We start from the raw sequence: 11,995 nt of genomic DNA, 5'->3' as shown, positions 1-11,995 counted from the left end.
GCATCTCGCAAAGCCCGAAGCGGCGGGGTGGCTGTGTGCCACCGCCGCCGCCTGGAGCGGCCTCACCCGGGTGGGCGAGGCGCTTGCGGTTGAGCGACGCTGCGTGGATTAACGCAGCAGGCTCAGCACGCCCTGGGGCAGCTGGTTGGCCTGGGCCACCATGGCGGTACCGGCCTGTTGCAGGATCTGGGCGCGCGACAGGTTGGCGGTTTCCTTGGCGAAGTCGGCGTCCACGATTCGGCCACGGGCGGCGGAGATGTTCTCACTCTGGATCTGGATGTTGGCCACAGCGCTTTCAAAGCGGCTCTGCAAGGCACCGAGCGTGGCGCGCGAGCTGTTGATGGTGTCCAGCGCGCTGTCGATCTGGGACATTGCTGCTGTGGCGCCACCAGCCGTCGAAATATCCAACGTGTCCAGTGCACCCGTGGTGGTCGAGGTCGAGGCCGTTGCCGTGGTGGCAACTACGCCGGTGGTGCTTCCATCGTCGGTACCGCCGATCGAGAAGCTGCCGTCCCAGGTGGTGCCCTCTGCCGTAGAGGTGTAGGTAATGGCGTCGGTGGTGCTGCTGTAGCTGGCGCTTACACCAGTCTCGGCGGATTTGGCATTGATGGCGGACACCACTTGACTGACCCGGTTCTCAGCGCTGGAGGCAGCGGGAATGATCCCGATGTTCACGGCCACGCCACCCCGGCCCGTGATCGTGATGGCATCGGCGGCGGTGGCTGATGCAAAGCCGGTAGCCGCAGCGGCCGCGCCAGCGGTGCTTGCGGTACCTTGCGCCACGTCGCCCAATTGGGTCAACTGAGCGTTGGCAATCGATGCAACATCGATTCGCTCGCCAGCGTTGGCGCCGACCTGGAACGACTGGTTGGTGAAGCTGCCGTTGAGCAGTTTCTTGCCGTTGAAGCTGGTGGTGTCGGCCACGCGCTGGATCTCGCTCTTGAGCTGGCCAACTTCAGCTTGCAGAGCCGTGCGGTCCGAATCGCTGTTGGTTGCGTTGGCCGACTGAACAGCCAGTTCGCGCATGCGCTGCAGCATGTCGCCCACTTTGCCCAGCGAGCCTTCAGCGGTCTGCGCCAGCGAGATGCCATCGTTGGCATTGCGGGCCGCCACGTTCAGGCCCTTGACCTGGGCATTCATGCGCTCGGAAATGGCGAGGCCGGCGGCGTCGTCCTTGGCGCTGTTGACGCGCAGGCCGGAGGACAGGCGCTGCATGGAGGTGGACAGCGAGCTTTGCGAAGCAGAGAGGTTGCGCTGCGCATTCATCGACTGGATGTTGGTGTTGATGGTTGTCATAACTAACTCCTAAAAAATGGACAAAAAGTAATCCGGCATTGCTGCCAATCTCAACGCCAGCCAGGGGGCTGGCCGCCATGACCGGAGCTTCTGGCTGCCAGACGGCTCGGTCCCTGTGGACCACCTGCCATCTCGCCGCTGTCTGCTTGCCGGACGACGAACCTTTTTAGAAGTTCGTTGAGACTAATTTCGGTGGACCGGCCTCATTCTTTAGCGGCTTCTTGTAACTCGATGAAGAAATAAGCCAGCTTTGTCAAGTGCATTTTTCAGCTTCTGCAGATGCTTGCACTTGTGCGTGCTTCGGTGCGCTCACTGTTTCTCTGAATGCCTTCGTGCGTCGCCGCGTGGGACTTGTTGCCTCGTTGGCATGGCAACTTGACCATGAGACCTCCGGGCATCCATTTGAAAAATGTTTCAACAGTGACTCTGCATCCCGACGTTCTGCTACACAGGGCGCTGGTGTTTGCGTGGCGCTGTCGCCAACACTTATCGGTCTGCACCCGCTGCCCTGAAGAGGCACTGTGCAAGGCTCTTTCCTGCCCCACACGGGTGGCTCGGAAATGTGAACCTTGGTTGTAGGCGAAAGCCTGACACGGCCGGCGGCTGGGGATGACAACTCAAACAGGCATTCGCCGATTCAAGTTTCTGCTGGCCTCGACACAATTGCTCACAACAGGTCAGCAAACGTAAGCACACCGCTCACCGCGCCGACCTCAACTGAAGGAGCACACCATGGACAACGAACAACTCTTGGCTGAAATCCGCGAAGCCAACCTGACCTACCTCATGCTGGCTCAGAACCTGATTCGCAAGGACCGCGCAGAAGCCCTGTTCCGCCTGGGTCTTTCAGAAGAGGCTGCTGATCTGCTGGGCATGCTGTCCACGGCCCAGTTGCTCAAGATCGCTTCGAGCAACATGCTGCTCTGCCGTTTCCGGGTAGACGATGACCTGGTCTGGAGCCTGCTCACCAGCCACAACGTGAAGAAGGTCGACAACTCGACCACCACGCAGCTGCATGCCAGCATCCTGATGGCCGGCAAGTTTGCCGAGTCGATGACCACCACCCACTGATCCAGCCTGCCGCCGTGAGCGGCCCGGAAAGTTCCCGATTCCAGGGCGCTGCCCGGACCGCATCACGCCCACCACCTTCACCGGATTCAGACCATGGCCACCGCAAAAAGCATCCTGAACGAGTCGCGCGACATCGAGCGCGCCATCTCCCTGATCAACCTGGGCGCTCGCCTTCAGGTGCTGGAGTACGAGACCAGCTTGTCTTATGAGCGCTTGCTGCGTCTGTACAAGGAAGTGGCTGGCAAGTCGCCGTCGAAGGGCCAACTGCCGTTCTCCACCGACTGGTTCCTGACCTGGCAGCCCAATATCCACGCCTCGCTGTTTCTGAACATCCACGAGTACCTCTCGAAGACCAGCGAGCTGGAAGAGATCGATACGGTGATCAAGGCATTTCGCCTCTACAACGACCAGATGTCCGCCAGCCAGATCGAGCCTCTGCTCTCCGTGACCCGCGCCTGGCGCCTGGTAAAGTTTGTCGACAACGGCATGCTGACCCTGACCAAATGCTCATGCTGCGGCGGCCACTTCGTGACCGAACCCTACGAGAACGCGCGCCACTTCACCTGCGGCCTGTGCGCGCCACCGGCACGAGCCGGCAAGGGCAGCGGCGGTGGACTGCGGCTGCACTGAACACCGTTCCGCAACCCACGAAAAGAGCCCCGATGCGGGCTCTTTTCGCGTTCATGGGTGCCTTCAATCGCACCTAGAGTTGACCGATAGAAAACATCAGATCAAAAGCCGCGCCGGCATGGCGTGGCCCATCAGTGCTTAAGGGTTGCCAGTATGTTTGTCATCATCGGTTGGGGCGTCGCTTTGGTATGCGTCTTTGGCGTGTTCATTGCGCACGGCGGCAACATGGGGCCCATTCTCAAGGCGCTGCCCTGGGAGATGGGCATGATCGGTGGCGCCACCCTGGGAGCTTTTCTGGTCAACAACCAGATGACCGTGATCAAGGCGACGCTGGGGGGTGTGGGAAGCTGCTTCAAAGGCAGCAAGTACACCAAGGCGCGGTACCTCGAGCTACTGGCCCTGCAGTTCGACATCCTTCAGAAAGCGCGCAAGGAAGGCCTGATGGCGATCGAGCAGGACGTTGAGAACCCCGGCCAGTCCCCCTTGTTCAAGAAATACCCCACCATCGCGGCCGATCACCATGTGACCGAGTTCATCACCGACTACCTGCGCATGATGGTCTCGGGCAACCTGAACGCGCACGAGATCGAGTCGCTGATGGACGCCGAAATCGAAACCCATCACCAGGAAGCCCACGCACCGGTCGCCGCGCTTCAGCGAGTGGCCGGCGGCCTGCCGGCCTTCGGCATCGTGGCGGCGGTGCTGGGGGTGATCAAGACCATGGGCTCGGTCGGCTCGCCACCGGCGGTGCTGGGCGCCATGATTGGCTCTGCCCTGGTGGGCACCTTTCTGGGTATTTTTCTGGCCTATGCGTTTGCCGAGCCGCTGGCTGGCCTGCTGGAGCAAAAAGTGGAAGAAAACAGCAAGGAGTACCAGTGCATCAAGACCACGCTGCTGGCCTCCATGCAGGGATACGCCCCGTCCACCGCGATCGAATTCGGCCGCAAGGTATTGCTGTCGACCGTGCGCCCCAGCTTCGTCGAGCTTGAAGGCCACGTGAAAGGCAAGAAATGACGATGCCATGTCTAAGCTGGCTCGCGTCGCTGGCCCATTGCGGGCAAGGTGGTCACCGGCCTGCAGCCAAGTTACCCACCAAGCCGCGACGGTCAGCCCGTGGCGTGAAATCTCGCACGCAAGGCAAGAGCGCCTGCGCACCAGTGGTGCAGCTAAATCAGCTTCGCCGGGCCGAATGGCGCCGCTTCCCGGGACGGGTGACACCGCAGGCGGCGCGGAGGGAGGGCGATCATGGCTGACGGCAAGCATCTTCAACCCATCATCATCAAGCGCGTCAAGAAGGGTGGGCATTCGGCTCATGGCGGCGCCTGGAAGATTGCCTACGCCGACTTTGTGACGGCCATGATGGCGTTCTTCCTGCTGATGTGGCTACTGGGCTCCACCTCCGAAGGCGATCGCAAAGGGATTGCGGACTATTTCTCCGCCCCCGTCAAGGTCTCGCTCATGGGCGGGAACGGCACCGGCAACAGCGACAGCATCCTGCCCGGAGGCGGGCGCGATCTGAGCAAGTCGGCCGGCCAGGTTGACGGTGGTGATGCCGAGCGCGCCGCCAAGCTCATGGGCGCGCAGATGGTGAAAGCGGAGCTGTCGCGCCAGGACCGCATGCGGCTGGACGCCATGCAGGACAAGATCAAGGATGCAATCAAGAGCAATCCCAGCCTGTCCGAGTTCACCACGCAGATCAAGCTGGAGCGAACACCTGACGGTCTGCACATCCAGATCGTGGATGAGCAGAACCGGCCCATGTTCGACACCGGCAGCGCGCTGGTGAAACCCTATATGCGGGACATCCTACGCGCCATCGGTGGCGCGCTGGCCGATGTGGAAAACCGAATTTCGCTTGCCGGGCATACCGATGCTACACCCTATGGCAGCGGTTACCGCGGCTACAGCAACTGGGAGCTTTCGGCAGACCGTGCCAACGCCTCAAGACGCGACCTGGTGTCAGGGGGATTGCCAGACGGCAAGCTGCTGCGCGTGGAGGGCCTTTCGTCGAGCCAGCTGCTCTTCCCCGACCGACCTCAAGACCCCGCCAACCGCCGAATCAGCATTGTGGTCCTCACGCGCGAGGCCGAAGAGCGCATGCGACCGCGAAACGCCTCTGAAACCGCCAACAGCGAAACCGCCCTGGGGGCACCCGGTACGCCTGCGGTTGGGGCGGAATCAGGCCCCGTTTCCGTCGACGTCCGCACCGGCACCGTCGAGCTGCCCAGGCTACAGATCTCCAGCAATGTGCCGACATCTACGCAAGAGCCATCGCGTTAGTTCATCCGCCTTTTTTCCATTCTTTTTCATCCCCGCTCTCCGGAGGCCTTCATGTCCACGCCAATGAAATTTCTGATCGTTGACGACTTTTCAACCATGCGGCGCATCGTGCGCAACCTGCTCAAGGAAATCGGGCACGCCGATGCCGATGAGGCCGAGGATGGTGCCATTGCCCTGACCAAACTGCGCAACGGCAATTTCAACTTCGTCGTCAGCGACATCAACATGCCCAACATGAACGGCTTCGAGTTGCTGACCGAGATCAAGAAGGACGAGAAGCTCAAGCACCTGCCCGTGCTCATGGTCACGGCTGAAGCGCGCAAGGAGGACATCGTGATGGCGGCGCAAGGCGGTGCCGCTGGCTACATCGTCAAGCCGTTCACCAAGGCGACGCTGGAAGAAAAGATGGCCAACATTTTCAAGAAGCTGGGCATCTGAGCCTCACAAATGGAGCCTTTGGCCATGAGCGATCAAACCCCACCCAGCCCACCAAGTTCAGAGATCTTCAACAAGCTCGGCGGCATCACTCGCCAGCTTCACACGGCCCTCAACGAGCTGGGCTACACCCCCAAACTGCAGGGCGCTGTCGAGGAGCTGCCTGATGCCCGCAGCCGGCTGCAGTACATTGCCCGGCTGACGGGAGAAGCAGCCGACAAGGTGCTCAACCACGTGGATGCAGCGAAGACCGACCAGGAGACGATCACCGGGCAGGCGCGCATGCTGCACGACACCATCGCCCGGGTGCCCGGTCTGGCCAAGGCCATGCCGGAGCTGCTCGAAGGCGCGCAGGCCATCCTGGCGGCCAGCGGGCGCAATGATGAGCGGCTGACGGAAATCATGATGGCGCAAGACTTTCATGACCTCACAGGCCAGGTGATCGCTCGCGTGGTGGGGCTGGCCGCCACAATCGAAGAGCAGCTGTTGGCGCTGCTGCTGGAATCGGCGCCGCAGGGCAAGCCAGGACAAGATCATGTCCTGAGCCTCCAGGGTCCGGTTGTCGCCCCCGAGGGCCGCACCGACGTGGTAACGAACCAGGCACAGGTGGACGATCTGCTGGCCAGCCTGGGTTTCTGAGCGGTTCTGATCCTCGCGGCGACGTGCCGACGGGGACCCTTGACAGCTGGGTCGTTTCAGAGCCCCTGAAAAGCGCGGTTCCGCCACGGCTTATTGCCCTTTAGTTTTCCGACCTGACTTCCACAATCTGGCTCATCCCACCGATGAGCCCGTGCCATGGAATCCTCCAGTCAGGACAAAAACCTACCCGCCACAGCGCAGCGCCTGAAGAAGGCGCGCAGCGATGGACAGGTGCCGCATTCCAAGGACCTGTCCAACCTGGCGGTGCTGGGTGGCGGATCGTTCGCCCTGGTCGCCCTGCTGCCGACGGGTTTCGAAACCTTGCGCACGGCGCTGCGCGCGCAGCTGCTGTTTGACAGCACTACCCTCCTGAAACCGCAGCAGATGCTGGAGCGTCTGTCTGACGGGTCGGTGCGCGGCCTGCTGCTGGTGCTGCCACTGGGCTTGCTCGTGCTGGCGATCGCGCTGGGTGCCATCGTGGCCTCGGGAGGCTACGCCCTGAGCGCCAAGCCAATCACGCCTGACATCACCCGCCTCAGCCCTTTGGCGGGCATTGGCCGGCTGTTCTCCAAGAAGCAGCTGACGGACACCGCCAAACTCGCCTTCATCACAGCGGTGATCGGCGTCGTGGCCTGGCAGTTCCTGGGCGCGCATGTGGCCCCCTTCAGCACGCTGCTCATGATGCCGCTGGAAGGCGCGCTCGGTCAGCTCGGCGGCTGGATCACCAGCGGCGCCACCCTGCTGCTGGTGGTGGTCTTGCTTTTTGCGGTGATCGACGTGCCTTTGCAGAAGTATCTGCATGCCAGCCAGCTGAAGATGTCACTTGAAGAGGTCAAGCGCGAACACAAAGAGGCCGAGGGAGACCCCTTCATCAAGAGCAAGCGGCGAGCCCGCCAGCGCGAACTGGCCCAGCGCAACAGCGTCAATGCTGTGCCGCGCGCCGATCTGGTGGTGATGAACCCCACCCACTACGCGGTGGCCATCCGCTACGACGACGCCACCATGAATGCACCGCGAGTGATTGCCAAGGGCGCCGACCTGATGGCGCTGCGCATTCGCGATGTGGCCAAGGCCAGCGATGTACCGGTGCTGCAGTCGCCCATGCTTGCGCGTGCGCTCTACGCCCACGCTGAAATCGACAGCGAGATTCCTGCCGCCCTGTACACCGCCGTGGCGCAAGTGCTGGCCTATGTTTACCAGCTCAAGGCCGCGCTCAAGGGCCAGGGTGTCGCGCCCGGCGTGATGCCAGTGCCTGAGGTGCCGCCTGAGCTTGATCCGCACTTTGGAAAGTCCGCCCCATGAACGCTCTGATGCCTCTGCAGCAATGGATGCAGCGCAACGCTGCCTGGACCAGCGGCCTGGCCGCGCCCATGCTGATGGTGACCGTGATCTCCATGATGGTGCTGCCGCTGGCACCCTGGATGCTCGATACCTTCTTCACCCTGAACATCGCGCTCGCGCTGGTGGTGATGCTGGTGGCGGCCTACATGCGTCGTCCGCTGGACTTCTCGGTGTTTCCCACCGTGCTCCTGCTCACCACCTTGCTGCGGCTCTCGCTCAACGTGGCCTCCACCCGGGTGGTGCTGCTCGAAGGCCACACCGGCCCGGGGGCCGCCGGCGCGGTGATCGAAGCCTTTGGCAGTTTCCTCATCGGCGGCAACTTCGCGGTGGGCTTCATCGTGTTTGCCATCCTGGTGGTGATCAACTTTGTGGTGATCACCAAGGGCTCAGAGCGCATTGCTGAGGTCTCGGCGCGCTTCACCCTGGACGCCATGCCGGGCAAGCAGATGGCCATCGACGCAGACCTCAATGCCGGTCTGATCGACGAGAAAGAGGCCAAGCGCCGGCGCGCTGAAGTGGGTGAAGAGGCCGAATTCTTTGGCTCCATGGACGGCGCCTCGAAATTCGTGCGCGGTGACGCCATCGCCGGCATCCTCATCCTCATCATCAACATCATTGGCGGCTTCTCCATTGGCATGATGCAGCACGGCCTGTCGGCCGGTGAGGCGGCCGACAGCTACATCCTGCTCGCGGTGGGTGATGCGCTGGTGGCCCAGATTCCGGGTCTGCTGATCTCGGTGGCTGCCGCCATGGTGGTCTCGCGGGTCGGCAAAGACGCTGACCTGGGTGGCCAGGTGATGGAGCAGATGTTTCTCTCCAGCCGGGTGTTGGGCATCACGGCTGCGGTGCTGTTCCTGCTGGGTGTGGTGCCGGGTATGCCGCATGCGGTGTTCCTGGTGTTTGCCGCCATCATCGGTGCGCTGGCCTGGTGGCGCATGAGCCAGGAGAACCGGCCGGTGGCGGAGCCTGAGGCGCCGGCGCCGGTCAACGATGGCGAGGCCAGCTGGGACGACCTGCAGCCCGTCGATTTGCTGGGTTTGGAGCTGGGCTACCGCCTGATCGCCATGGTGGACAAAGAGCGTCAGGGTGACCTGCTCACCCGCATCAAGGGTGTTCGCAAGAAGTTCGCGCAGGAGGTGGGCTTCCTGCCGCCGGCGGTGCATGTGCGCGACAACCTGGAGCTGCGCCCCAGCGGCTACCGCATCACGCTGCGCGGCGTGGTGGTGGGCGAAGGCGAGGTTTTCCCCGGCATGCACCTGGCCATCAACCCCAGCGGCATCGGCACACCCCTGATCGGCACCCCCACCACCGACCCCGCGTTTGGGCTGCCGGCATTCTGGATCGAGGACAAGCAGCGGGAAAACGCGCAAATGGCCGGTTTCACGGTGGTTGATTCCGAGACCGTGCTGGCGACCCATCTTTCACACTTGATGCAAGTCCAGGCAGCCAGGTTGCTGAGCCGGACGGAGACCCAGGATCTGGTCGAACACGTGACCCGCCTGGCCCCCAAGCTGATCGAAGAAGTCGTGCCCAAGATGATCTCTATCGCCGCGTTCCAGAAAGTGCTGCAGCTGCTGCTGGAAGAGTCGGTGCACGTGCGCGACATCCGCACCATCATCGAAGCCATTGCCGAGCACGCCACCGCCACCACCGAGCCGGTCGAGCTGGCCCGTCGAGTCCGCATGGCGCTGGCGCCGGCCATCGTGCAGCAGATATACGGCCCGGTCAAAGAGCTCGAGGTGATCGCCATTGAACCCGGCCTGGAGCGCCTGCTGATGCAGGCCCTCAGCGGCAATGGCAATGGCGCGCTCGACCCCGGCGTGGCCGAGATGCTGAGCAAGTCTGCCACCGACATCGCCAACAGCCAGGAAGAAAAGGGTGTCCCTGCCTGCCTGCTGGTGCCGGACGCCATCCGCAACGCCATGGCGCGCCTGCTGCGCCGCGGAGCGCCGCGACTGCAGGTGCTCGCGCACAGCGAGATTCCTGACACCCACCTTATCCGCATCGGCCCGATCCTTGGAGAACTCGCATCATGAACATCCAGCGCTTCACCGCTCCCACTTCCCGCGAAGCCATGGCCAAGGCGCGCAACGCCTTTGGCGAGAGCGCGGTCATCCTTTCGACACGATCGACCGGCAATGGCTTTGAAGTCATGGCGGCGGCCGAGGAAAGCCTGGCCAACCTGGCCACCACCCCCCAGCCGGCCACCCGAGCTCCCGAGCCGATCCGCACCCGCCGTGCGCCGGCTGCAGAGCCTGAGACGACCTCGGTCGAGGCCGATACGGAGGCCCTGGCCATGAGCACGCTGTCGTTTCAGGAGTACGTGCGTGAGCGCATGCTTCGCAAGCGCCGCGGCCAGGCGGCCCAGGACGCTGGCCCCACGGAGCAGCCGGAGCTGACCGAGCCCGAGGCGCCATCAGCACCGCGCCGAGCAGCGGCCCGCGCCGAGCCCATTCAGGTGCCCGTGCAGCGCGTCAATGCGCCTGCTGCGCGGATGGTGTCGCCCATGCCGGCGCCGATCCGAACCCGTCCGGTGGTCCAGCCAAGCTGGGAAGACTCCATGCCGCCAGCGCACGATCGCAGCAGCGGTGACAGTCAGGTGGCGGTAGAGCTGTCCGCGCTCAAGGAAATGATCGAAGAACGCTTCAACACCCTGGCCTGGCTGGGCTCGTCGAAACAGAACCCGATCCAGTCGCAGCTCATGCTCAAGATGATTCGCGCGGGCTACTCCCCGTCGATGTCGCGCGCCGTGCTGGAGCGCATTCCTGCCGAGAGCAACGCCTCGGAAGCCATGCGCTGGCTCAGCGATGTGATCACCCGCAACCTCAAGGTGGCTGCGCCCGGCGCTGGCCTGTGTGAGGAGGGCGGGGTGGTGGCGCTGATTGGTGCCACCGGCGTGGGAAAGACCACCACCGCTGCCAAGCTGGCCGCCCAGTGCGTGCAGAAGTTCGGCGCCAGCAGCGTGGGTCTGATCACACTCGACAGCTACCGTGTTTCGGGCTACGAACAGCTGCGCGCCTATGGTCGCATGCTCGGTGTGGTAGCCCATCAGGCCCAGGATCGCGCTGCGCTCAAGGACTTGCTCAACCTGCTGGCCAGCAAGCGCATGGTCATCATCGACACCGCTGGCCTGGGTCAGCGGGATCAGCGCATCCAGGACATGCTGGATGTGTTGGATGTGCCCAAGGTCAAGAAGGTGCTGGTGGTCAACGCGGGTGCCCATGGCGACACGCTCGACGACGTGTTCGCCGCCTTCAAGACCGCCTCGCTGCACGGCGTGGTGCTCTCCAAGGTGGACGAAGCGGTCAAGCTTGGCCCGGCGCTGGACGCGCTGATCCGGCACCAGGTGCCGCTGCGGGGCGTGGCCAATGGTCAGCGCGTACCAGAAGACTGGCAGCACGGTGACGCCAGCGTGCTGGTGCGCATGTCCATGGGCACCGACGGCAAATCCGCCTACGACCCCCTGTCGGCTGACATGGGTTTCTACTTCTCGCAGGCCTCCACCCGCGGCATCGAACTGGGGTCGGCGCATGTTTGAGTTCGGTCACGACCAAGCTGCCGGTCTTCGGGCGCGTCAGCTGCCCGCACCTGACGTGCGCGTGATTCCGGTGGCCAGCCTGAGCCAGCCCGCCCAGACCTATGAACTGCTTTGCACCCTGGCAGCCCACCTCACGGCGCTGGGGCAGATGGTGGTGATTGCGGATGGCAGTGCCAACGAGCAGCCCAGCCGACAGCCTTCACCGGGTGCCCATCTTGGCTTGCTGCAAGTGCTGCAAAACCCCGATATCACCGGTCTGGAGCAGGCACCCTACGGACAGGAATGGCTGGTGATGCCCAGCGCGCTTGGTCTGCAGGCACTGATGCAAACCGCGCGTCTGGCCGGTGCTGGGGTAGCCCTCTCTCGCCTGGCCGCGCCTTTTGCACCCGGGGTGTGCGTGCTCGTGCTGGCCTCGGCTGCGGTGCACGCCAACCTTTTTGCTGGTCTGGGTGCCCGGGTGATGGTGCCTGTGATCGATCAGTCGCAGGCCACGCTCGACGCCTACAGCGCTGTCAAACAGCTGCACCAGAGCGGCGTGCAGCCGGTGCTGGCACCGCTTGCCGATGGCCCGGAGGCCACGCCGCCGTCAGCGGTGCATTCGGTGACTGCCTGTGCCCAGCGCCACCTGGGCCTGACCCTGGACGTCTGGACCGTGGATACCTGGGGCCAGCGCGCGCAGGTCTGTGCCCTCACGCCACCCGCCAGCCGGCCGGCCAGTGCCTGGCCCCGCCCCAACCCGATCGCCCCTTCGCTTTGGAACTGATG

General features: G+C 63.5%; 11 protein-coding genes. 10 read left to right on the top strand and 1 reads right to left on the bottom strand.

Annotation, left to right across the window (positions count from 1 at the left end; translation table 11 throughout):
* Positions 1 to 108 precede the first annotated feature (108 nt).
* Positions 109 to 1,296: a flagellin gene (locus tag GPT34_RS01310; protein ID WP_291008649.1), complete on the bottom strand. Its 1,188-nt coding sequence runs from the start codon at positions 1,294 to 1,296 to the stop codon at positions 109 to 111.
* A 732-nt stretch (positions 1,297 to 2,028) separates the two neighbouring features.
* Here GPT34_RS01310 and flhD point away from each other — a divergent pair.
* The 10 genes from flhD (at position 2,029) to GPT34_RS01260 (ending at position 11,993) form a co-directional block, all read left to right on the top strand.
* Entirely contained in the window at positions 2,029 to 2,367 is a 339-nt protein-coding gene (flhD, locus tag GPT34_RS01305; RefSeq protein WP_291008646.1) for a flagellar transcriptional regulator FlhD, read from the top strand.
* 93 nt (positions 2,368 to 2,460) lie between these two features.
* A complete protein-coding gene (flhC, locus tag GPT34_RS01300) occupies positions 2,461 to 2,997 on the top strand; it encodes a flagellar transcriptional regulator FlhC (RefSeq protein ID WP_291008643.1) in 537 nt (178 codons plus the stop codon).
* A gap of 153 nt (positions 2,998 to 3,150) precedes the next feature.
* On the top strand, positions 3,151 to 4,011 hold the full coding sequence (motA, locus tag GPT34_RS01295) for a flagellar motor stator protein MotA (RefSeq protein ID WP_291008640.1): 861 nt from the start codon (positions 3,151 to 3,153) through the stop codon (positions 4,009 to 4,011).
* Positions 4,012 to 4,242: 231 nt separating this feature from the next.
* A complete protein-coding gene (gene motB / locus GPT34_RS01290) occupies positions 4,243 to 5,277 on the top strand; it encodes a flagellar motor protein MotB (RefSeq protein ID WP_291008637.1) in 1,035 nt (344 codons plus the stop codon).
* Positions 5,278 to 5,328: 51 nt separating this feature from the next.
* Positions 5,329 to 5,715 carry a chemotaxis response regulator CheY gene (gene cheY / locus GPT34_RS01285; protein WP_291008634.1) on the top strand — a complete coding sequence of 129 codons (387 nt, stop codon included), beginning with the start codon at positions 5,329 to 5,331 and terminating at the stop codon, positions 5,713 to 5,715.
* A 24-nt stretch (positions 5,716 to 5,739) separates the two neighbouring features.
* Complete coding sequence (locus tag GPT34_RS01280) at positions 5,740 to 6,351, top strand: protein phosphatase CheZ (protein WP_291008631.1); 612 nt, start codon at positions 5,740 to 5,742, stop codon at positions 6,349 to 6,351.
* A 156-nt stretch (positions 6,352 to 6,507) separates the two neighbouring features.
* Positions 6,508 to 7,653 (top strand): EscU/YscU/HrcU family type III secretion system export apparatus switch protein, encoded by a 1,146-nt coding sequence (locus tag GPT34_RS01275; protein WP_291008628.1) that lies wholly within the window; start codon positions 6,508 to 6,510, stop codon positions 7,651 to 7,653.
* The gene (gene flhA / locus GPT34_RS01270) at positions 7,650 to 9,728 is read left to right on the top strand and encodes a flagellar biosynthesis protein FlhA (RefSeq protein WP_291008625.1); all 2,079 of its coding nucleotides are present in this window, start codon (positions 7,650 to 7,652) and stop codon (positions 9,726 to 9,728) included. The genes GPT34_RS01275 and flhA overlap by 4 nt, the downstream gene beginning before the upstream one ends.
* Entirely contained in the window at positions 9,725 to 11,230 is a 1,506-nt protein-coding gene (gene flhF / locus GPT34_RS01265; RefSeq protein ID WP_291008622.1) for a flagellar biosynthesis protein FlhF, read from the top strand. The genes flhA and flhF overlap by 4 nt, the downstream gene beginning before the upstream one ends.
* The gene (locus tag GPT34_RS01260; RefSeq protein WP_291008620.1) at positions 11,223 to 11,993 is read left to right on the top strand and encodes a hypothetical protein; all 771 of its coding nucleotides are present in this window, start codon (positions 11,223 to 11,225) and stop codon (positions 11,991 to 11,993) included. The genes flhF and GPT34_RS01260 overlap by 8 nt, the downstream gene beginning before the upstream one ends.
* The last annotated feature ends 2 nt before the right edge of the window (positions 11,994 to 11,995 follow it).

Origin of the sequence: Hydrogenophaga sp., assembly GCF_011390835.1 — a bacterium.
GTDB lineage: Bacteria > Pseudomonadota > Gammaproteobacteria > Burkholderiales > Burkholderiaceae_C > Hydrogenophaga.
Note: the sequence above shows the minus strand (reverse complement) of the source record. Positions and strands in the feature narration are given on the sequence as shown.

Excerpts from the sequence above, each read along its gene's own strand:
- GPT34_RS01310 (WP_291008649.1), bottom strand. The coding sequence starts at position 1,296 with ATGACAACCATCAACACCAACATCCAGTCGATGAATGCGCAGCGCAAC.
- flhD (WP_291008646.1), top strand. The coding sequence starts at position 2,029 with ATGGACAACGAACAACTCTTGGCTGAAATCCGCGAAGCCAACCTGACC.
- flhC (WP_291008643.1), top strand. The coding sequence starts at position 2,461 with ATGGCCACCGCAAAAAGCATCCTGAACGAGTCGCGCGACATCGAGCGC.
- motA (WP_291008640.1), top strand. The coding sequence starts at position 3,151 with ATGTTTGTCATCATCGGTTGGGGCGTCGCTTTGGTATGCGTCTTTGGC.
- motB (WP_291008637.1), top strand. The coding sequence starts at position 4,243 with ATGGCTGACGGCAAGCATCTTCAACCCATCATCATCAAGCGCGTCAAG.
- cheY (WP_291008634.1), top strand. The coding sequence starts at position 5,329 with ATGTCCACGCCAATGAAATTTCTGATCGTTGACGACTTTTCAACCATG.
- GPT34_RS01280 (WP_291008631.1), top strand. The coding sequence starts at position 5,740 with ATGAGCGATCAAACCCCACCCAGCCCACCAAGTTCAGAGATCTTCAAC.
- GPT34_RS01275 (WP_291008628.1), top strand. The coding sequence starts at position 6,508 with ATGGAATCCTCCAGTCAGGACAAAAACCTACCCGCCACAGCGCAGCGC.
- flhA (WP_291008625.1), top strand. The coding sequence starts at position 7,650 with ATGAACGCTCTGATGCCTCTGCAGCAATGGATGCAGCGCAACGCTGCC.
- flhF (WP_291008622.1), top strand. The coding sequence starts at position 9,725 with ATGAACATCCAGCGCTTCACCGCTCCCACTTCCCGCGAAGCCATGGCC.
- GPT34_RS01260 (WP_291008620.1), top strand. The coding sequence starts at position 11,223 with ATGTTTGAGTTCGGTCACGACCAAGCTGCCGGTCTTCGGGCGCGTCAG.